This window comes from Nucisporomicrobium flavum (assembly GCF_016464385.1).
Classification (GTDB): domain Bacteria; phylum Actinomycetota; class Actinomycetes; order Mycobacteriales; family Micromonosporaceae; genus Actinoplanes; species Actinoplanes flavus_A.
This window is the reverse complement of record NZ_JADMLH010000006.1, coordinates 141104-161553: the sequence shown is the minus strand read 5'-3', so window position 1 is coordinate 161553 and position 20450 is coordinate 141104. Positions and strand designations below refer to the sequence as shown.

Annotated in this window: 15 protein-coding genes; 12 read left to right on the top strand and 3 right to left on the bottom strand. The window is 75.3% G+C overall.

Translation table 11 applies throughout. From position 1 onward, the window contains the following. The first annotated feature begins 1 nt into the window (after nucleotide 1). The 11 genes from IT780_RS16775 (at nucleotide 2) to IT780_RS16725 (ending at nucleotide 15568) form a co-directional block, all read left to right on the top strand. Nucleotides 2–1549 (top strand): ABC transporter substrate-binding protein, encoded by a 1548-nt coding sequence (locus IT780_RS16775; protein WP_199512494.1) that lies wholly within the window; start codon nucleotides 2–4, stop codon nucleotides 1547–1549. 5 nt (nucleotides 1550–1554) lie between these two features. Beyond that, entirely contained in the window at nucleotides 1555–2547 is a 993-nt protein-coding gene (locus IT780_RS16770; RefSeq protein WP_307831226.1) for an ABC transporter permease, read from the top strand. A gap of 3 nt (nucleotides 2548–2550) precedes the next feature. Next, nucleotides 2551–4473: a dipeptide/oligopeptide/nickel ABC transporter permease/ATP-binding protein gene (locus IT780_RS16765; protein ID WP_307831225.1), complete on the top strand. Its 1923-nt coding sequence runs from the start codon at nucleotides 2551–2553 to the stop codon at nucleotides 4471–4473. After that, nucleotides 4470–5846 carry a serine hydrolase domain-containing protein gene (locus IT780_RS16760; protein WP_199512493.1) on the top strand — a complete coding sequence of 459 codons (1377 nt, stop codon included), beginning with the start codon at nucleotides 4470–4472 and terminating at the stop codon, nucleotides 5844–5846. Before IT780_RS16765 ends, IT780_RS16760 begins: the two co-directional genes overlap by 4 nt. Nucleotides 5847–5853: 7 nt before the next feature. Further along, the gene (locus tag IT780_RS16755; RefSeq protein ID WP_199512492.1) at nucleotides 5854–6825 is read left to right on the top strand and encodes an ABC transporter ATP-binding protein; all 972 of its coding nucleotides are present in this window, start codon (nucleotides 5854–5856) and stop codon (nucleotides 6823–6825) included. A gap of 86 nt (nucleotides 6826–6911) precedes the next feature. Further along, nucleotides 6912–8540 carry a PucR family transcriptional regulator gene (locus tag IT780_RS16750; protein WP_199512491.1) on the top strand — a complete coding sequence of 543 codons (1629 nt, stop codon included), beginning with the start codon at nucleotides 6912–6914 and terminating at the stop codon, nucleotides 8538–8540. A 115-nt stretch (nucleotides 8541–8655) separates the two neighbouring features. Continuing rightward, the gene (locus IT780_RS16745; protein WP_199512490.1) at nucleotides 8656–11991 is read left to right on the top strand and encodes a serine hydrolase; all 3336 of its coding nucleotides are present in this window, start codon (nucleotides 8656–8658) and stop codon (nucleotides 11989–11991) included. Between the two features lies 1 nt (nucleotide 11992). Beyond that, complete coding sequence (locus tag IT780_RS16740) at nucleotides 11993–13153, top strand: M20 family metallopeptidase (RefSeq protein WP_199512489.1); 1161 nt, start codon at nucleotides 11993–11995, stop codon at nucleotides 13151–13153. Continuing rightward, nucleotides 13150–14040, top strand: coding sequence for a GNAT family N-acetyltransferase (locus tag IT780_RS16735; RefSeq protein ID WP_307831224.1), 891 nt, complete (start codon nucleotides 13150–13152; stop codon nucleotides 14038–14040). The genes IT780_RS16740 and IT780_RS16735 overlap by 4 nt, the downstream gene beginning before the upstream one ends. Then, on the top strand, nucleotides 14037–15143 hold the full coding sequence (gene menC, locus IT780_RS16730) for an o-succinylbenzoate synthase (protein ID WP_199512488.1): 1107 nt from the start codon (nucleotides 14037–14039) through the stop codon (nucleotides 15141–15143). The genes IT780_RS16735 and menC overlap by 4 nt, the downstream gene beginning before the upstream one ends. Nucleotides 15144–15247: 104 nt before the next feature. Beyond that, nucleotides 15248–15568 carry a helix-turn-helix domain-containing protein gene (locus IT780_RS16725; RefSeq protein ID WP_199512487.1) on the top strand — a complete coding sequence of 107 codons (321 nt, stop codon included), beginning with the start codon at nucleotides 15248–15250 and terminating at the stop codon, nucleotides 15566–15568. 26 nt (nucleotides 15569–15594) lie between these two features. Here the strand turns inward: IT780_RS16725 and IT780_RS16720 are convergent, their stop codons facing one another. Continuing rightward, complete coding sequence (locus IT780_RS16720; RefSeq protein ID WP_199512735.1) at nucleotides 15595–16332, bottom strand: YwiC-like family protein; 738 nt, start codon at nucleotides 16330–16332, stop codon at nucleotides 15595–15597. Between the two features lie 36 nt (nucleotides 16333–16368). Further along, on the bottom strand, nucleotides 16369–16767 hold the full coding sequence (locus IT780_RS16715; protein WP_199512486.1) for an NUDIX domain-containing protein: 399 nt from the start codon (nucleotides 16765–16767) through the stop codon (nucleotides 16369–16371). 68 nt (nucleotides 16768–16835) lie between these two features. On the opposite strand from IT780_RS16715, the gene IT780_RS16710 reads away from it, so the two are divergent. After that, the gene (locus IT780_RS16710) at nucleotides 16836–17363 is read left to right on the top strand and encodes a hypothetical protein (RefSeq protein ID WP_199512485.1); all 528 of its coding nucleotides are present in this window, start codon (nucleotides 16836–16838) and stop codon (nucleotides 17361–17363) included. A gap of 18 nt (nucleotides 17364–17381) precedes the next feature. Here IT780_RS16710 and IT780_RS16705 read toward each other — a convergent pair whose 3' ends face one another. Beyond that, nucleotides 17382–20429, bottom strand: a complete 3048-nt coding sequence (locus IT780_RS16705; RefSeq protein ID WP_199512484.1) for a CHAT domain-containing protein — start codon at nucleotides 20427–20429, stop codon at nucleotides 17382–17384. Between the last annotated feature and the right edge of the window lie 21 nt (nucleotides 20430–20450).

Genomic DNA, 20450 nt, shown 5'->3' with positions numbered 1-20450 from the left:
GATGAAGACTCTGCGATCGGCGGCGGCGGTGGGCGCGGCGGCGCTCCTGCTCGCCGCCTGCGGCGACGACGCGGGCGGCACGGGCACCCGCCTGGCCGACGGCAAGACGTTCACGATGGCCCTGGCCAACGACCCCGGCAACCTCGACCCGCACTTCACCTCGCTGTCCGTCACGGGGCAGGTCGATCGTTTCCTGTACGACTCGCTGCTGGGTTTCGCCGCCGACGGCAAGCTGCTGCCCGGGCTGGCGGAGAAGTGGCAGGCGACCACCACCACCGCCACGTTCACCCTGCGCAAGGGGGTGACCTGCGGCGACGGCAGCCCGCTGACCGCGGCGACGGTGGCGGCGAACATCAGCTTCGTGGGCGACGTCAAGAACGGTTCGAGCCGGGTCGGCACGTACGTCCCGGCCGGCGCGAAGGCCACCGCGGACGAGGCGGCCGGCACCGTGACGGTGACCTCGCCGGCGCCCGACGCGTTCCTCGACCGCAACCTCGGCGGCCTGCCGATCGTGTGCGACAAGGGTCTCAAAGACCGCGGCAAGCTGAAGCAGGGCGCCGACGGCACCGGCATGTTCACGCTGACCGAGGCGGTCGCCAACGACCACTACACGCTGACCCGGCGCAAGGACTACGCCTGGGGGCCCGGCGACTGGAAGTCCGCCCAGCCGGGCCTGCCCGACAAGGTCGTCCTGCGGATCATCCCGAACGAGGCCACGATGACGAACCTCGTGCTCTCCGGCGAGGTGAACGCCGCCCGGATCGCCGGGCCCGACGGCCAGCGGCTGCGCGGCGACGGCCTCCAGCGGCGCGACGTGCTCGCCCCGTCCGGCGAGATGCTGTTCAACCAGAAGTCCGGGCTGCTCACCGCGGACGCGGCCGTACGCCGGGCCCTGGTGCAGTCGCTGGATCTGACCCAGTTGCGACAGGTCTACACCAGCGGCCAGGGCACCGCCCCGACCGGCCTCGTCGCGCCGTCCATGACCCCGTGCAAGGGCGACACGGTCACCGGGACGCTGCCCGCCTTCGACGCCGCGGGTGGCAAGGGTGCGCTGGAGACGGCCTCGGGCGGCAAACCCCTGGCCCTGACGCTGGTGTACCCGACGTCCGGCCTCCCGGGGGCGCCGGCCACCGCCGAGCTGATCCAGCAGCAGTGGACCGCGGCGGGCGTGAAGGTGCAGCTCAAGCCGATCAGCGAGGCGCAGCTGGGGCAGATCGTCAGCGGGGAGCTGACGTGGGACGTCGCGCTGTTCCCGATCACGGTGACGCTGCCCAGCCAGCTGGTGTCGTATGTGTCCGGCCCGACCCCGCCGCAGGGCACCAACTTCGCCTTCATCGAGAACAAGGACTACACCGACGCGGTGGCCGCCGCGCAGAAGTTGCCCGGCGACAGCGGCTGCCCGCAGTGGCTGGCGGCCGAGAAGGCGCTGCTGCAGCACCTCGATGTCGTGCCGTTCGCCAACTCGAACGTCCCCATCTACGCCAAGGGAGCCACTGTGGACCTCTCCGAGGGCGATGTGGATCCCGCGTCCATCCGGATGCTCGGCTGAGCGCCGTGACCGCCCTCGCCGTCGGAACCCGCCGGAGCAGCGGCCTCGGCGACAACGTCTGGGTACGGTTCGCGGTACGCCGTACCGGGCGGCTGCTGCTGTCGCTGTGGGTGCTCGTCACGGCCGCGTTCCTCATGATCCACGCGTTGCCGGGCGACCCCGTACGGGCGGCGCTCGGCCCGACGGCGCCGCTGGAGCTCGTGCAGCAGCGGCGTACGGCGATGGGCCTCGACGACCCGCTCTGGCTGCAGTACGCGCACTACCTCGGCAACTTGCTCAGCGGGGACATGGGCAGCTCCATGACGACCGGGCTGCCGGTGTCGGAGATCATCGGGGCGCGGATGGGTGCGACCGTCGAGCTGGCGGTCCTCGCCTTCGCCGTCGCCGTGATCGTCTCCGTGCCCCTGGGCACGCTGATGGCCGTCCTGGCCGGTGACGGCCGCCGCCGCGCGGGCGACTGGATGTTCACCTCCACCAGCGTCGTGCTCGCCACTATCCCGGAATTCCTCGTCGCGGTGTGCCTGGTGTTCGTCTTCGGCGTGCAGCTCGGCTGGGCACCGGTGGCGGGCCGGTCGGGGCCGGGCTCGTACGTGCTGCCGGTGCTCGCGCTCGCCCTCGGACCGGCGTTCGTGCTGGCCCGGCTCGTACGGGTGGAGATGCTGGCGGTGCTGCAGACCGACTACATCCGTACGGCCCGGGCGAAGCGGCTGCCACCCCGGGTGGTGTACCTGCGGCACGCGCTGCCCAACGCCGTGACCGCCGGCCTCACCATGGGCGGCCTGATGCTCGGCGCGCTGGTCGCCGGCACGGTGCTGGTCGAGAACGTGTTCGCCTGGCCCGGCCTGGGCGGCACGATCGTGAGCTCGATCCTGGCCAAGGACTACCCGACCGTGCAGGGCGTCGTGCTCGTGTACGGCGTCGGCGTCCTGCTCGTGAACCTGGCGGTGGACGTGGCGCTCGCGCTGCTCGACCCCCGCTCGGCGATCCGGGAGAGCTGAGCGGTGGCCGGGGGGAGCAGCCGCCGCTGGGGCCGTGCCGTCCGCAGCCCGCTGGGCGTGACCGCCGCCGTGCTGCTGCTCGCCGTGCTGCTGCTGGCCGTGTTCGCGCCGATGGGGTGGCAGGCCCGCGCCGACGCCGTACACCCGGCGGACATCCTGCAGGGGCCGTCCGGGGACCACCCGGCCGGCACGGACCTGCTGGGTCGCGACATCTTCGCCCGGGTGCTGGTCGCCGCCCGGCTGTCGGTGGAGCTGGCGCTGGCGGCCACCGGGCTGGGCGTGCTCGTCGGCCTGCTGCTCGGCACCGCGCCCCTGCTGCTGGGCCGCCGCGCCGGCCGGTGGGCCGGCGCGCTGGTCAACGTCGCGGTCGCGTTCCCCAGCCTGCTGCTGGCGCTCTTCTTCGCCGTCGTCTTCGGGGTGGGCGCGAAGGGCGCGGTGCTGGCGATCGGGCTGGCTACCGCGCCCGCGTTCGCGCGGCTCACCCAGACCATGGCGGCCACGGTCGCCGGGCGGGACTTCATCGCCGCCGCCCGCATCGCCGGGGTCGGCCGGGTGCGCATCCTGCTGCGCCACGTGCTGCCGAACATCGCCGAGCCGCTGGTCGTCGCGGCGACGATGGCCGCCGGCAGCGCCCTGCTCGCCTTCGCCGGCCTGTCCTTCCTGGGTCTGGGCGTGCAGGCGCCCGGCTACGACTGGGGCCGGCTGCTCGGCGAGGGCCTGGCGCAGATCTACATCCATCCCGCGGGGGCGCTGGCCCCGGCGGTCGCCGTCGTCCTCGCGGCCATGGCGTTCAACCTCGCCGGGGAGGTCGTGGCCCGGGCCATCGGCCTGCGCTCGGCGGAGAGCGGCACCCCGGCCGGCCCGGTGACCGCGCCGCCACCGCGGGCGGCCGCTGCCACGGAACCGGCCGCCCCGCTGCTCGCTGTGGAGAACCTCCGGGTCACCTTCCCGTCCCTGGGCGCTCAGATCAGCCCGGTCCGCGAGGTCAGCCTCCGGCTGCGCCCCGGCGAGGCGGTCGGCATCGTGGGGGAGTCCGGCTCCGGCAAGAGCCTCACCGCGCTGGCGATCGCGCAGCTCGTCGCCGCGCCCGGGCGGGTGGACGCCGACCGGCTGGAGTTCCTCGGCGCCGACCTGCGCGGCGGCGGTGCCGCGGCGCACCGGCGGCTGCTCGGCACCTCCCTGGCCATGGTGTTCCAGGACCCGATGACCTCGCTCAACCCGACCCACCGGGTGGGCCACCAGCTCGCCGAGGTGGTCCGCCGGCACCAGGGCGCGGACCGGCGGTCGGCCTGGGCCCGCGCCGTCGACCGGCTGCACGCCGTCCGGATCCCGGCCGCGGCGCGACGCGCCCGGCAGCTGCCGCACGAGTTCTCCGGCGGCATGCGCCAGCGCGCCATGATCGGCATGGGCCTGATGGCGAGCCCGGCGCTGATCATCGCCGACGAGCCCACCACCGCCCTGGACGTCACCGTGCAGCGCGAGGTGCTGCGGCTGCTGGAGAACATCCGTACGGCCGACTCGGTCGGGCTGCTGTTCATCAGCCACGACGTCACGGTGGTCGCCCAGGTGTGCGAGCGGGTGCTGGTCATGTACGCCGGCCGCATCGTCGAGGACCTGCCCTCCGGTGCGCTGCTGCAGGACGCGCGGCATCCGTACACGAGGGCCCTGGTCGCGGCCGTGCCCGGCATGGAGACCGATCGCGACCGGCCGCTCGCGGTGATCCCGGGCCGGCCCCCGGACCCGGCACGGCTGCCGTCCGGGTGCGCCTTCGCGCCGCGCTGCCCGCTGGCCACCGAGGTCTGCCGGGAACAGGATCCACCGCTGGCCGCGTACGACGGGGACCGCAGGGTCGCCTGTCACCACGCCGACCTGGCGCCCGTGGCCGTGGCGCCGTACCGGACCACTGCAGGAAGGGACGAGTCATGAGCGTGGACACCGACCACTGGGGGCGGCGGCTCGCCGCCCTCGCCGAGGAGCACGGCGTGCCGGGTGCGACGCTGGGCATCCTGCGGACCGGCCCGGACGGCGACGAGCTGGCCGAGGCGGCGTACGGCGTGCTGAACCTGCGCACCGGCGTGGACGTCACCACCGACTCGGTGTTCCAGATCGGCTCGATCACCAAGGTGTGGACCGCGACGATGGTGATGCAGCTCGTCGACGAGGGCCGCCTGGACCTGGACGCGCCGCTGCTGGAGGTGATGCCGGAGCTGCGGGTGGGCGACCCCGAGGTGACCAAGCGCCTGACGATGCGGCACCTGCTGGTGCACACCAGCGGCATCGACGGCGACATTCTCACCGACACCGGCCGCGGCGACGACTGCCTCGAGAAGTACGCCGCGCTGCTCGCCGACGCCGCCCAGAACCACCCGCTCGGGGCGACGTGGTCGTACTGCAATTCGGGCTATTCGCTGGCCGGGCGGGTCATCGAGAAGCTCACCGGCGGCACGTGGGACGCGGCGCTGCGGGAGCGGCTCATCACCCCGCTGGGCCTGACGCACACCGGCACGCTGCCCGAGGAGGCGCTGCTGTTCCGCGCGGCCGTGGGGCACCTGACCGAGGACGGCACCACCGTACCGGCGCCGGTCTGGGGCATCCCGCGCTCGGCCGGACCGGCCGGGGCGATCATCGCGACCGCCGCGGACCTGCTGGGCTTCGCCCGGATGCACCTGCGCCAGGGGCAGGCGCCGGACGGTACGCAGGTGCTCAGCGCCGCCGCCACCGCCGCGATGGCCGAGTTCCAGGCCGACCTGCCGGACAAGTACACGCTCGGCGACTCCTGGGGGCTGGGCTGGGAACGCATGGGCTGGGGCCGGCACCGGCTCATCGGCCACGACGGCAACACCATCGGGCAGGCGGCCTTCCTGCGGCTGCTGCCCGAGCGCGGCGTGGCGGTCGCGCTGCTCACCAACGGCGGCAACTCCCGCAAGCTGTACGAGGAGCTGTACCGCGAGATCTTCGACGAGCTCGCCGGGGCGAAGCTGCCGCACCCGCTCGGCCCCCCGGACGAGCCGGTCGAGGTGGACCCGGCGCCGTACGTGGGCGTGTACGAGCGCGCCAGCGTCCGCCAGGAGGTCCTCGTCGGCGAGAACGGGCCGGTGATGCGGGTGGGCCTGACCGGGCCGCTCGCCGAGGTGCTGCAGGACCAGGACGCCGACTACCCGATGGTGGCGGTGGCGCCCGACCTGTTCGTCTGCCAGGACCCGGAGACCGGCAACTGGGTCCCCGCGACCTTCTACCAGCTGCCCAGCGGCGAACGGTACGTGCACTTCGGTGCCCGGGCCACGCCGCGCCGGGCGTGAGGCGGCCATGCGGGAGCTGCGTTTCGAGCAGGTGAGCGTCCGGTTCGGGTCACGCCGCCGGGGCACCGTCGCGGTCGACGCCGTGGACCTCGTCGTACCCGCCGGCGCGGTCGTGGGGCTGGTCGGTGAGTCCGGGTCGGGCAAGTCGACGCTGGCCCGGGCGGCCGTGGGGCTGGCACCGCTGAGCGGCGGCCGGATCCTGCTCGACGGCCGGCCGGTGCGCGACGTCTCCCGCGAGGCCGGCCGCCCGCCGCTGCAGATGGTCTTCCAGGACCCGTACTCCGCGCTCGATCCGCGGATGAGCATCGGCGACTCGATCGCCGAGGCGATCCCGCGGCACCCGGCACCGGCCTCGGCGCAGCGTCGCGCCGAGGTCGGCCGGCTGCTCGAGCTGGTCGGGCTGCCCGCCGACCGGGCCGGCGTACGCCCCGACGAGCTCTCCGGCGGCCAGCGGCAGCGGGTGGCGCTGGCCCGCGCGCTGGCCGGCCGGCCCGAGGTGATCGTCGCCGACGAGATCACGTCGGCGCTGGACGTCTCCATCCAGGGCGCGGTGCTCAACGTGGTGCGTGACCTGCAGCGGCAGATGCGCCTGACCATGCTGTTCATCTCGCACAACCTGGCCGTGGTGCGCTACGTCAGCGACATCGTCGCGGTCATGTACTCCGGCCGCATCGTCGAGTACGGTCCCGTCGCCGACGTGCTGGGCGATCCGCAGCACCCGTACACGCGGGAGCTGCTCGCGGCCGTCCCGCGCGCCGGCGTCGCGGTGCCCGAGGCGCCGGAGCCGGTCGCGGACGCCGCCCCGCCGGACCCGCACCAGCCGCCCGCCGGCTGCCGGTTCCACCCGCGTTGCCCCGTCGGCCCCCTGGTGCTGCCCGAGCGGGACGTGTGCCGCACCGCCGACCCGGCAGGCGCCGGCCACCGCAACCTCGCCGCCTGCCATTTCGCCGCCCCGGCCGCGGTCGCCGCGGTCGGCTGAGTCTCGCCGGATCCTCCCGATCCGTTGCCCGGGCGGCCCTCGACGGACGATCATCGAGCTCCGGTCGCGTACAGGAGGTGGAGTCGATGAGTCAGGAGCCGCGCGCCAGCCTCGGCCGTGTCCTGAACGACCTGGGCGCCACCCTGCTCGAGCTGGTGCACGGCGATCCGGGGCCCGGCGAGCCGATCGGCGGCGTCGCCATCCACGACCCGTACGACGAGCCCAGCCTCCCGCCGCACGCGCTGGTGCTGGGCGTCGGGCTGCGCGAGCCGGAGGAGATCACCGCGCTGCTGCGCACGCTGGGGCGCCACGGCGCCGCCGGGCTGGTGCTGCGGGCGCCGGTCCCGGCCGGTGACGAGGTGCGGGCCGCGGCGGATGACGCGGGCGTGGCGGTCCTGGCGCTGACCCGCGGGGCGTCGTGGGCGCAGCTCGCCGCGCTGCTGCGGTCCATGCTCAGCCAGGGCGATGTCGGCGACGCCGGCCCCGAGACGCTCGGCGGGATGCCCTCCGGCGACCTGTTCGCCCTCGCCAACGCCGTCGCCGCGCTGGTCGACGCGCCGGTCACGATCGAGGACCCCGACTCGCGCGTGCTGGCGTTCTCCGGCCGCCAGGAGGAGGCGGACAAGTCCCGCGTGGAGACGATCCTGGGCCGGCAGGTGCCCGAGCGGTACGCGCGCATGCTGTCGCGTACCGGCGTGACCCGCGACCTGCACCGCAGTGAGCAGCCGGTGTTCGTGACGCCGCCGCCGGACGCGGGCGACTTCTCGGTGCCCCGGGTGGCGGTGGCCGTCCGCGCCGGCGACGAGTTCCTCGGCTCGATCTGGGCCGCGGTCCGCAAGCCGCTGACCCCTGACCGGTCGCGGGCGTTCAGCGACGCCGCCAACCTGGTCGCGCTGCACATGCTGCGGCTGCGGGCGGGTGCCGACGTCGAGCGCCGGCTGCGGACCGAGCTGGTCGGCACGGCCCTCGAGGGCGGCGCCGGCGCGCGGGACTCGCTGGCCCGCCTCGGCCTGGCCGACCGGCCGCTCGTGGTGCTCGCCGTGGGGGTGACGGACCCGTCGGACGGCGGCGCCGCCGACACCTCCGGGCTCGCGGCCCAGCGGCAGCGGATGAGCGACGCGCTGGCGATGCACCTGAGCGCGGTGCACGCCGGCAGCGCGGTGGCCCTGCTGGGCGACGTCACGTACGGGCTGCTGCCGGTCACCGCCGCCGACGGGGAGCGGCAGGCGGAACGCGCGGCCACCGGTTTCCTCGACCGCATCGGGGAACGGGCGTGCCTCGTCGCCGGGGTGAGCCCCGTGGCGTCCTCGGTCGTGGAGCTGCCCACCGCGCGGGCCAGCGCCGATCGGGCGTTGCGGGTGCTGCGCGGCCACCCCGGCACCCGGCGCGTGGCCCGCCTGACCGACGTGCACACCGAGGCCATGCTGCTGGAGCTGCGCGACGCCGTCGCGGCCCGCGGGGACACGCCCAGCGGCCCGGTGGCGCGGCTGCTGGCGTACGACGCGGAGCACAACGCCCGGCTGGTCGAGACCCTCTCCGCGTGGCTCGACGCGTTCGGCGACGTGGTGGCGGCCGCGGCGGTGCTGCACGTACACCCCAACACCTTCCGCTACCGGCTGCGCCGCCTGGCCGAGCTGGGCGCCATCGACCTGGCCGACCCGGACGCCCGCTTCGGCGCGATGCTCCAACTCCGGGTCTTCGCGCCGCTGGCATAACCCTGGCGTAACCGACGAGAGCGGGCCCCGCTTCTCGTCGTCGCGCACCAAGACACCGCACCACGGCACCGGGCAGGCTTCGCGCAAGAAGCCGACGAACCTTCGGGAGGGTGCCGTGCCGCGTCGCCAGCGCATCGAGGATCTCCTGGCCCTGATCGTGCCCGGACAGCCGGCCCTGCACCCCGACGGGCGCGTCGCGTACGTGCAGCGCACCGCCGACGCCGAGGCGGATCGCGTCCGGTACGAGCTCTGGTGCGCCGGGGGCGGCAGCGACCCGCGCCGGCTCACCCGCGGCCCCGCCGACACCGCGCCGGCGTGGTCACCGGACGGCAGCCGGCTCGCCTTCCTGCGCGCGGGCGACGGCACCGCGCAGATGTGGCTGCTGCCGGCCGCCGGCGGCGAGCCCGAGCAGCTCACCCACCTCCCGCTCGGCGCGGGGCGGCCAGTGTGGAGCCCCGACGGCACGCGGATCGCCTTCGCTGCGGCCGTGGACACCGCCGCCGCGCCGGGCGAGGACGCCGACGCGGCCGGCCGCCGCCGGACGCACGCCCCCGTGGTGATCGACCGGCTGGACTACCAGGCCGACGGCACCGGCCTGCTGCGCGGCATGCGCAAGCACCTCTTCCTCGTCGACGTCACGACCGGCCGGTGCCGGCAGCTGACCGACGGTGACTGGCACGCCGGCGACCCCGCCTGGTCGCCGGACTCCACCCGGCTCGCGTTCACCGCAGCCACCGCGCCCGACGCCGACCTGGTCGCCAGGGCACCCGTGCACGTGCTCGACGTGGACGACCGGCACGCCCGGCCGCGCGTGGCAGGGCTGCGGGACGGCTTCGGCAGCACCGTGACCTGGACGCCGGACGGGGAGGCGCTGATCGTCGTCGGGATGCCCGGTGACCCGGTCGGGCACGCGCGGCTGCTGCGCGTACCGCTCGACGGGGGAGAGGTGCGGGACCTGGCGGCGGGGCTCGACCGCAACGTCATGCCGGGCGCACCCGGGTATCCGGGCGGGACGCCCCAGTTCACCGCGGACGGCGCGACGCTGCTGTTCTGCGTACGCGACCGCGGCTGCACCCACCTCTACGCGGTCGACGCGGCCGGCGGCGACCCGCGCCCGGTGGTGGCCGGAGGGGGCCGCGTGGTGTCCGGGCTGTCCGTGGCCGGCGCCCGGGCCGCCGTCGTGCTGGCGACCCCCACCTCGTACGGCGACGTGGTGACGGTCGACGTGGCCGGCGGCGAGGAGACGGTGCTGACCGGCGGCGGCGACACCGACGTGGAGCTGTTCGCGCGCGAGGAACGCGAGTTCACCATCGCCGACGGCACCGTCGTGCACGGCTGGCTGATCCGCGACCCCGAGGCGCAGGGCCCGGGCCCGCTGCTGCTGGACATCCACGGCGGCCCGCACAACGCTTGGAACGGCGCCGCCGACGACGTCCACCTCTACCACCAGGAGCTCGTCGCCGACGGCTGGGCGGTGCTGCTGCTCAACCCGCGCGCCAGCGACGGCTACGGCGAGCAATTCTTCACCGCCACCCAGGGCGCCTGGGGCGAGGCCGACGCCGCCGACTTCCTCGAGCCGATCGACGAGCTGGTCGCCGAGGGCGTCGCCGATCCGCAGCGGCTGGCGGTGACCGGCTACAGCTACGGCGGCTACATGACCTGCTACCTGACCGCGCACGACGAGCGGTTCGCCGCCGCGGTGGCCGGGGGCGTGGTCAGCGACCTCGCCAGCATGGCCGGCACCTCGGACGACGGGGCGTTCCTGGCGGCGTACGAGCTGGGCGGCCCGCCCTGGCAGAACCCGGACCGGTACGCGGCCATGTCGCCGCTGACCCGGGTCGGCGAGGTCGCGACGCCGACGCTGATCCTGCACGGCGAGGCCGACGTGCGCTGCCCGGCCGGACAGGCCCAGCAGTGGTACACCGCGCTGCGCGAGCGACGGATCCCGGCCGAGCTGGTGCTCTACCCCGGCGCGTCGCACCTGGTCATCGTCGACGGGCCGCCGTCGCAGCGCCTCGACTACAACCGCCGCGTCGCCGAGTGGGTACGCCGCCACACCGAGAACCGCCCGGCACCGCTCGACGCCGCGTACTGGCAGCGCCGGCTGGCCGCCCTCGCCGAGCGGCACCAGGTGCCCGGGGCCGTGCTCGGCGTGCTGCGCCTGCGCCCGGGCGGCGTGGACGAGCTGGTCGAGGCCGCGTACGGGGTCGTCAACGCCGACTCGGGCGTCGCGACCACCACCGACTCGGTGTTCCAGATCGGCTCGATCAGCAAGGTGTGGACGGCGACGCTCGCGATGCAGCTCGTCGACGACGGCAAGCTGGAGCTCGACGCGCCGATCGTGGACGTGCTGCCGGAGCTGCAGCTCTCCGACCCGGGCGTCGCGGCGAAGGTCACGATGCGCCACCTGCTCACCCACACCAGCGGCATCGACGGCGACGTCTTCACCGACACCGGCCGCGGCGACGACTGCGTCGAGAAGTACGTGGCCGGGCTCGCCGGGGTCGCGCAGAACCACCCGCTGGGCGCCACCTGGTCGTACTGCAACTCCGGGTACGTGCTGGCCGGGCGGGTGATCGAGAAGCTCACCGGGGGCACGTGGGACGAGGCCGTCCGCAAGCGGCTGAGCGAGCCGCTCGGGCTGCGGCGTACCGGGACGCTGCCGGAGGAGGCGCTGCTGCACCGCACCGCCGCCGGGCACAGCTCGGGGCCGGACGGTCCGGTCCGGACGCCGGTGTGGATGCTGCCGCGTTCGATGGGACCGGCCGGGCTCATCAACGCGACCGCGGCCGACCTGCTGCGCTTCGCCCGCCTGCACCTCAGCGGCGGCCTGGCGCCGGACGGCACCCGCCTGCTCAGCGAGCGGGCCGCCGCGGAGATGGTCGCCGGGCAGGTCGAGCTGCCGGACAAGGACGTGCTCGGCGACTCGTGGGGGCTGGGCTGGATCCGGTTCGGCTGGGACGGCCGGCGGCTGGTCGGCCACGACGGCAACACCATCGGCCAGGCGGCGTTCCTGCGGCTGCTGCCCGAGCAGGGGCTGGCGATCGCGCTGCTCACGAACATCGACGACGGCCGCGCCCTCTACCAGGACCTGTACTCGGAGATCCTGGCCGAGGTGGCCGGGCTGCGGATGCCCGAGCCGTTCGCGCCGCCGGCGGAGCCCGTGGACGCGAACCTGCCCGAGCACCTGGGCACGTACGAGCGCGCCGGCTCCCGCATCGAGGTGCTCGACGGCGACGACGGCCCGCGCCTGCGGATGACGGTCACCGGGCCGCTGGCCGAGCTCACCCCGGACCCCGTGCAGGAGCTGGACCTGGTGCCGGTCTCGGCCGACCGGTTCGCCGTACGCCTGCCGGAAAGCGGCACGTGGATCCCGGTCACGTTCTACCGGCTGCCCACGGGGGAGCGGTACGTGCACCTCGGCGTCCGCGCGACCCCGAAGGTGGCCTGAGATGACCGTGCTGGACCGGCTCACCCGGCGGTTGCCGGAGATGCTCGCCGACATCGAGCGGCTGGTGACCTGCGAGTCGCCGTCGCACGACGTGGTCGCCGTGGCCCGCAGCGCCGACGTGGTCGCCGAGACGGGCGCCCGGCTGCTGGGCGCCGAGCCGGAGCGCATCGTCCTGCAGGGGCGTACGCATCTGCGCTGGCGCTTCGGCGACGGCCCGGCGCGGGTGCTGATCTCCGGGCACCACGACACGGTCTGGCCGGTGGGCTCGCTGCGGACCCGGCCGTTTACGGTCACCGGCGGCGTCCTGCGCGGCCCCGGCTGCTTCGACATGAAGGCGGGCGTGGTGCAGGCGTTGCACGCCGTCGCGGAGCTGCCCGACCGCAGCGGCGTGACCGTGCTGATCACCGGCGACGAGGAGCTCGGCGCGCCGAGCTCCCGCGAGCTGATCGAGTCGACGGCGACCGGGTGCGCGGCGGCATTGGTGCTGGAGGCGTCCGCCGACGGTGGCGCGCTGAAGACCGAACGCAAGGGCGTGTCGATCTACCAGCTGCGGGTGCGGGGCCGAGCCGCCCACGCCGGGCTGGAACCCCACCGCGGCGTGAACGCCTCCGTGGAGCTGGCGCACCAGATCCTCGCGATCCAGGCGCTGGCCGACCCCGGCCGCGGCACCACGGTCGTGCCCACCGCGCTGGCCGCCGGCACCACGATGAACACGGTTCCGGCCGAGGGGGAGACCGCCGTCGACGTGCGGGTCGCCGACCGCGACGAGCAGCAGCGGGTGGACCGGGCGATGCGGGCGCTGGTCCCGGTGCTGCCCGGCGCCCGCCTCCAGCTGGACGGCGGGCCGAACCGGCCACCGCTGGAAGCGACCGCGTCCGCGGCCCTGTACGAGCGTGCCGTCGCGGTGGCGCGCCGCCTGGGAATCCCGGCGCCGGCCCGGGCGGCTGTCGGCGGGGCCTCCGACGGCAACCTCACCGCCGGTGTCGGTACGCCCACCCTCGACGGGCTCGGCGCGGTCGGCGGCGGCGCGCACGCCGACAGCGAGCACGTCGTGGTGGCCGAGCTGCCTCGGCGGGCCGCGCTGGTCGCCGCGCTGACCGCGGACCTGCTCGCCGGTGACCGGACCGTGCTGTCCGCGTACCCGGATGCGGTGTCGTCGTGAGCGACCCCACCGGCGTGCTGGCCCGGCCCGGCGAGGCGGAGGCCGCAGCGGACGCCGCCGCCGGCGCCGCGGGCGTGCGGGTGCGCGTGCTGACCGAGCTGAGCGAGTTGCGGCAGGTGGACCGGCTGTTCGCGGCCATCTGGCGGCCCGATCCGGCGAGTCCGCTGGTCACCCCGGAGCTGCTGCGCGCGCTGAGCAAGACGGGCAGCTACGTCGCCGGCGCGTTCGACGACTCCGGCATGGTGGGCGCCTGCGTCGGCTTCTTCGCCCCGCCGGCCCAGCGGGAACTGCACAGCCACATCGCCGGCGTGGCCCCGGCCGCGATGGGCCGCAGCATCGGCCGGGCGCTGAAGCTGCACCAGCGCGCGTGGGCGCTGGACCACGGCGTCGACACCGTCACCTGGACCTTCGACCCGCTGGTCAGCCGCAACGCGTACTTCAACCTGGTCAAGCTCGGCGGCGTGCCGGTGCAGTACCTGACCGACTTCTACGGCGGCATGCGGGACGGCGTGAACGGCGGCGACGACACCGACCGGCTGCTGGTGCGCTGGGACCTGGCCGCGCCGCGGGTACGGCAGGCGAGTGCGGGCGTCCTGCCACGGTGGAGCGTCGCCGACCTGACCTGCTCGGGCGCCGCTGTCGCCCTGGACCGCTCCCCGGACGGCGAGCCGGTGCCCGGGCGGGCCGCCGGCGACACGGTGCTGGTGGCCGTGCCGCCGGACGTCGAGGCGTTGCGGCGTACCGATGCTGCCCGGGCCCGGCGCTGGCGGCTGGCGGTCCGCGAGGCGCTGGGGACACTGCTGGCCGAGGGCGCCACGGTGCAGGGATTCGACCGCGCGGGGTGGTACGTCGTCACCCGCCCCGCCCGCGACGGGGGGACCTCGTGAAGCTGACCGGTTTCGAGCTGCGCCGTGTACGGATGCCCCTGGTGGCGCCGTTCCGCACCTCCTTCGGCACCCAGACCGGCCGCGAGGTGCTGCTGGTCCGCGCCGTCGCCGGGGACGCCGAGGGCTGGGGCGAGTGCGTGGCGATGGGCGACCCGCTCTACTCCAGCGAGTACGCCGAGGCCGTCGCCGACGTGCTGCGCCGCTTCCTCGTCCCGGCGCTGGCCGCCGGCCCGCCCGCCGACGCCGCCGCGGTCGCCCCGGCCCTGCACCGCTTCAAGGGCCACCGGATGGCCAAGGCCGCGCTGGAGACCGCGATCCTGGACGCGGAGCTGCGCGCGGCCGGCCGGCCGCTGTCCCGGGAGCTGGGTGCGGTACGCGACCGCGTGCCCTGCGGGGTGTCCGTCGGCATCATGGACTCGATCGGCGAGCTGCTCGACGCCGTGGACGGCTACCTGGCCGAGGGCTACCTGCGGATCAAACTCAAGATCCAGCCCGGTTGGGACGTGGCGCCGGTCCGCGCCGTCCGCGAGCGGTTCGGCGACGACGTGCTGCTGCAGGTGGACGCGAACACCGCGTACACCCGGTCGGACGCCGCGCTGCTGGCCGCCCTCGACCCGTTCGACCTGCTGCTCATCGAGCAGCCGCTGGACGAGGAGGACATCGTCGGGCACGCCGACCTGGCGAAGCGGGTACGCACCCCCATCTGCCTCGACGAGTCGATCACCTCGGCCCGGGCCGCCGCGGACGCGATCCGGCTCGGCGCCTGCGCCATCGTCAACGTCAAACCCGGCCGGGTGGGCGGCTACCTGGAGTCCCGCCGCATCCACGACGTCTGCGCGGCGCACGGCGTACCCGTCTGGTGCGGCGGGATGCTGGAAACCGGCCTGGGCCGCGCGGCCAACGTGGCGCTCGCCGCGCTGCCGGGCTTCACCCTGCCCGGCGACACGTCCGCGTCCGGCCGCTACTTCCGCACCGACCTCACCGAGCCGTTCGTGCTGGACGGGGGCCACCTCGCGGTGCCGTCCGGGCCGGGGCTCGGCGTGGAGCCGCTGCCGGAGATCCTCGCCGAGGTCACCACGGGCATCGAGTGGCTGCCGCTGTAGAACTCGTACGCGGCCGCGTGCTTGTTTCGGCTCCCGGGCCCGCAGCAGCATGGGCGATGGCCACCCGCCCCCGCACCGCCGGCCCAGACGGAGTTTGACCAGCGATGAACACAGTCACCAGCATCACGACCGCACCCCCGGACCCCACCGGCGCCGCCACGCCGCACGAGTTCGCCCGCCGCCTGCGCGCCCTGATGATCGCTTGCCGGCGGTCACTGGACAGCGTGGCCCGGCGCAGCACCGACGCGGGCACGCCGATCTCCCGCGCCACGGTCCACAACCTGGTCACCGGCCGCACCGTGCCACGCCGCGACTCGCTGGTCGCCTTCCTGCGCGGCTGCGGCATCCCGCCGCGCGAGCAGGTGCGCTGGCTGAGCACGTTCGACGCGGTCTACCCCGACCCCCGCCGCGGCATCGCGTCGTAGAGACCTTTTTTCGGGTACGGGCACAGTCAGGCGAGCGCCGCCACGAGGACGAGAACGGTGGCGCCGATCTCGGCGAGCCCGACCTGTTTCGGGCTGAGCGGCCGCCCCGCCAGCCCCCACGCGCGTGCGAGCAGCAGCGCGAACACGGCCGCCTGGACCGGCCCCAGCGTCGCCGCGACCACCAGCGCCACCGCGTGGTACGCCACCGACGCATGCCGGTACGCCCGGCTGCCACGCTCCCGGATCATCGTCTTGACGTACAGCACCGTGCCGGCGAAGTACATCAGCACGACCAGGAACGGCACCCACACCCCACCCGGCGCCCGCCCGGCCACGGCCGCCACCACGAACACCATGAGGCAGCTCTGCACCACCGAGGCGAGATCGTTGACCAGCGCCCGTTCCCGGCGGCGGTGGGCGTACCAGGCGTTCACCCCGATCAGGGCCGCGTACGCGGGGGCGAAGAGCAGCACCCGCGGCGCGGCCACGAGCACCGGCAGGGCGAGCGCGGCCGTGATGGACCCGTACCAGAGGAGCTGCTCCCGGTAGCGCTGCGGCCGGCGCGTCTTGAGCGCCTGCAGGGCGAAGTACGAGAACAGGTACCCGGCGATCCAGGCGCCCAGCAGCGGCAGATCCGGCCACCGGAAGCCGGCCGCGAGAACCCCGGCCAGGTACGGCAGCAGCAGCATCGCCCACGCCCCGTGCTGCGGCGGTACGAACTGCCGGACGGTACGCCGGCGGGCAGGACGGGTGGCGGTACTCATCACGCCAGCAGGTTATGACGCCGGACTACGTCGAAACTATGGACTTTGGTCCTGTCCCCGCATGGCTTGCATCACCGCCGCGCTCACGGGCTCGTGGATGAGCGGAGGCATCCCCTCGGGCCGGAACCACCGGATCTCGTCGTGCTCCTCGGGGGCGCAGTTCGTCGGTGTCCCTTTCCACTCGCGGACGATCCAGGCGCTGATGTGCACGGATCCCGCCTGCAGCCGGCACAGCGGCGTCGCCGAGCCCGTCGTCATGCGTACGCCCAGTTCCTCGTGCATCTCCCTGGCGAGCGCGACCAGCTCCGTCTCGCCCGTCTCGACGTGTCCGCCGGGCAGGTCCCACACGCCCGGGTGGACGTGCCGGTCCGGGCTCCGGTGGACGAGCAGGACCCGGCCTTCGCTGACCAGCGCCGCGGTGACGATCTCGAGCATGAGGGGGATGGTGCCATGACCCTCCGACAACAACGTGGACGGTTGACGCTCCCGGCGATGCTGGAGCCATGACTCAGGTGATCCTCGCGTTCCTCTCGGTGACGGGCGCGCTGGCCGGTGTGATGCTGGGTTCGCTGCTCAACGCGCGGGTGCAGCGCGCCTCCTGGCAGCACCAGGAGACCACGCTGTCGATCCGGGACCGGCGCACCACGTATGCCGCCTTCGTCGCCGCCTGCCGGGAGTGGCGGGCGACGGTGCTGGGGCCGGACGTGCAGATCATCCCGGCGTCCTCGGTCTCCCGCCTGCCGCACGCGGACGGCGGCCAGGCGCGGGTCCACGTCGTCCGGTACCGGGCCGAGATCGGCCTGATCGCGCACACCACGGCGACGGTCCAGGCCGCCGCCGCCCTCATGCTCGCGGTGGGCCGGCTGTCCGAGGCGCGGGCCGATCACGAGGCGGGCCGGGTTCCCGAACCGTTCGTCGAGGCGTGCCGGGAGGCGGAACGCGAGTTCAACCGGGCCGCGCGCGCGGAACTGCGCAGCCCGGAGATCAGCCTGGTCACTCCTACCCGGCTGCCGCCCGTACCGGAGTCCTGACGGATCTCCGGGGTTTGCTCACCGGCCCATGTGCACGAACGCCGCCCAGCCCCGCGGCCCGGCCCCGCCGTTCGTCCACAGCTCCGGCGGCAGGTCCGGCAGCGGCCAGCGCGCCGGGTCCAGCATGGCGAGCTGGGCGAGGCGCAACGCGTCCGCCGGTGGCTCGCCCCGCACGGTGAGGTGGTGGTGCAGCGCGTACATGAGCCTCGCGGTGTCCGCGTCCGGGACGGCCCACAGCGAGCCGAAGACGGTGTGCGCCCCGCCGGCCAGGAACGCGGTCGCGAGGCTGATCGCCTCGTCGTGCAGCGAGCCGGCCGCCCCGGTCGAGCAGGCGGACAGGACCACCCGGTCGAGGCCGAGCCCGGCCGAGCGGGCGTCGGCGAGCAGCCGCAGCACCGGCAGGTCGCCGCCGGTGAGGGCGAGGCGGGCGTCGGCCGGACGGTCCCGGTCGACGTACCCGTGACAGGCCAGGTGCAGCAACGACGGCCCACGCCCCGGCTCGGCGATCCACCTCAGCACGTCGTCGGCGGTGGCGCGCGGCATCAGCGTGCCGGCGGGATGGAAGTCGCGATGGACGGCGCGGGCTTCCGCGGCGGCGTGCGGCAAGTCGCCGCCCGGGTTGCCGACGATGAGCGCGGACCGCGGCGAGCGCAGCGGTCTCCCCGCGGATGCGCAGAACATCCGGGCGGAGACACCGTACGAGAGCACGAGCCGCTCGATCGCGTAGTGCCGCCCGTCGGACGCGGCATGCCAGGGCACCAGGCCGAGCGCCCCGGTCGGGACGAGCACCAGCCGGGCGGGCCGGCGCAGGTGCCACCCGTCCGTGAGCTCGGTGAGCGGTCCCATCGCGGCCGACCACGCCCACCGGCACACCTCGTCGAAGTCGTGCTCGCCGGCCGTCCTCCCATCCGTCGCCGGGGCCAGGTCCCGCGCCGCCCGGGTCCATCCGGTGGGCGCGCGTCCGGCGCGCAGGCCGGGCAGGGGCAGCACGCGTACCCGGCCGGCAACGGGCACGACCACCGCCATGCCGGGCCGGGTGTCGTCGGCCGGAACCAGATACACCAGCGCGTCGGCGCCGGCCGCGGTCAGCGCCCGCCGGATCTCGTCCGGGCCGGGAGCGGTGAACACGTCCGAGCCGGCGGTGAGCGCGTGCAGGGCCCGTACGCGCAGGTTGTCGTCGGGTGTCCCACCGGTGCCGCCGGTGGCCCGCCAGGCCTCCGCGAGGCCGGGGTGACCGGCCGCGGCCAGCCGCTCCGGCATGGACCGGGAGGCCGTGGCGGCGTTCAGCGCGAGCCCGCGCCCGGCGTCGAGGACCGCCACCAGGTCGTCGCCGGCGGCCGGATCGCCGGCGTCCTCGGCGCACCAGGCCGCGACGGTACGGACGTGCCGCCCGGCCGCGGTCGCCGCTTCGAGGGCGCGGCCGGTGTCCGCCTGGACAAGCGCCTGCCAGGTGAGGGCGACCAGCGCGGACCGGCCGGCCTCCCGGCTGCGGGCCGGATCGGGCCGGTGGCCGAGCCGCAGCGCATGCCCGTGGGCGACTGCCAGCTGGGGCCAGAGCGCGTGGTGCGGTCCGCCGGCCAGCGCGCAGGCCGCGGCGAGCCGGGCGGTGGCCCGCGCAGCTGCGGCGTGGTCGGCCGGGTCGCGGCGGGCCACCTCCACCTCGGCCGTCCCGGCGGTGCTCAGCGCGGGGATCTTCAGCATCGGAAAGTCGTCCGGGATCAGGTCGGCGAGCGGGCCCGCCGTGGCGGCGAGCCGGCGCAGCGTGGCGAGGTCGCCGCGACCCGCCGCCGCACGCACCTCGGCGGACAGGCCGGTGACGCGGGCGGCCGCCGCGACCGGGGTGTCGTCGCTGACGGGCGACCGGCCACCGGTCAGGTCGGCGAGCATGGCGCCCAGCATCTCCGCCGCCGGATGGTCGCCGGGCAGCTCCTGCCGGGCGCGGGCCAGCGCGGCGGCGGCTGCCGTCTCGTCGCCCGCCTCGGCGAGCCGCCCGGCCTCGCGGACCGACGTCAGCGCCGCGGCCAGTCCTCTCGCGGCCTGGTCCGGCCCGGTGCGGAGCTGCTCGATGGCGGTGTCGAGGGCGGCGAGGTCGCCCTCCTCGGCCGCGCGGCCGGTGCGCATGAGCGCGAGGTGCGCGGCGATGGTCTCGCGGTGCTCGGGGGAGAACCGGTCGGACGCGGCGAGCCGGCCGACGGCGGCGACGCCCCGGTCCAGGTCGCCGCCCGTGCCCGCGAAGTGGTCCAGCTGGGCCTGGGCGCCGTCGAGCTCGGCGCGCAGGTGCGGGTCGGGCAGTTCGACGTCGCGGTACCGGGCGAGAAGGGCACGGCATCGGGCGAAGTCGTGCGCCCGGCCCTCCGGCGCGGCGGTACCGATCTCGATCATGGCCAGGGTGCCCGCCAGCAGCGCCTGGTTGGGCACGTCGGCGTCGCCGGGAGCGTCGAGCAGCGCGTGCCCGCGCTCGACGAGGTCGCGGAGCTCCGCCCGGCTGAGGCGGCCCAGCCCGTACCGGCTGAAGGAGGCGCGCAGCTGATCGCGGGCGATGACACAGCGCTGGTTGTCGTCGGGCCCCCGGCGCAGGGCGGTGCCGAACCGGCTCAGCGCCTCGTCGAGGCCGTCGGGCTGCCCGCCGCTGAACGCGCGGACCAGGTGGGCCCAGCCGGACACGTACCACGAGTCGGCGTCGTCGATGGCCCGGGTGGCGACGTCGGCGAGCCGTACGGCCTCCGCCATGTCTCCCGGGTCCCGGGTCCGCTCGGCCCGGAACGCCAGCAGCCGGCCGCAGAGCAGGGCGGCGTACCCGTCATCGGGCTGCCGGCCGAGAACGCGCCGCCACAGGGCGATGGCCCGGTCGGCGTCGTCGAAGCCGGCGCGGTCGCGTTCCCAGCGATCCTGATAGGCGATCGCGAGCTGCCGCTCCTCGAGATCCCCGCCGGCGCCGCCGTCCACCCGGCGCCGCCCCTGCTCGATGGCCGCATCGAGGGCGGCGCGGTACACCGTGTCACCGGCCGCCACCCGCTCCCACCACCGCTGCAACGCGTCGTCCGGGGCCGTACGGTTCTCCGCCATCCGTGTACCTTTCCTGCCGGG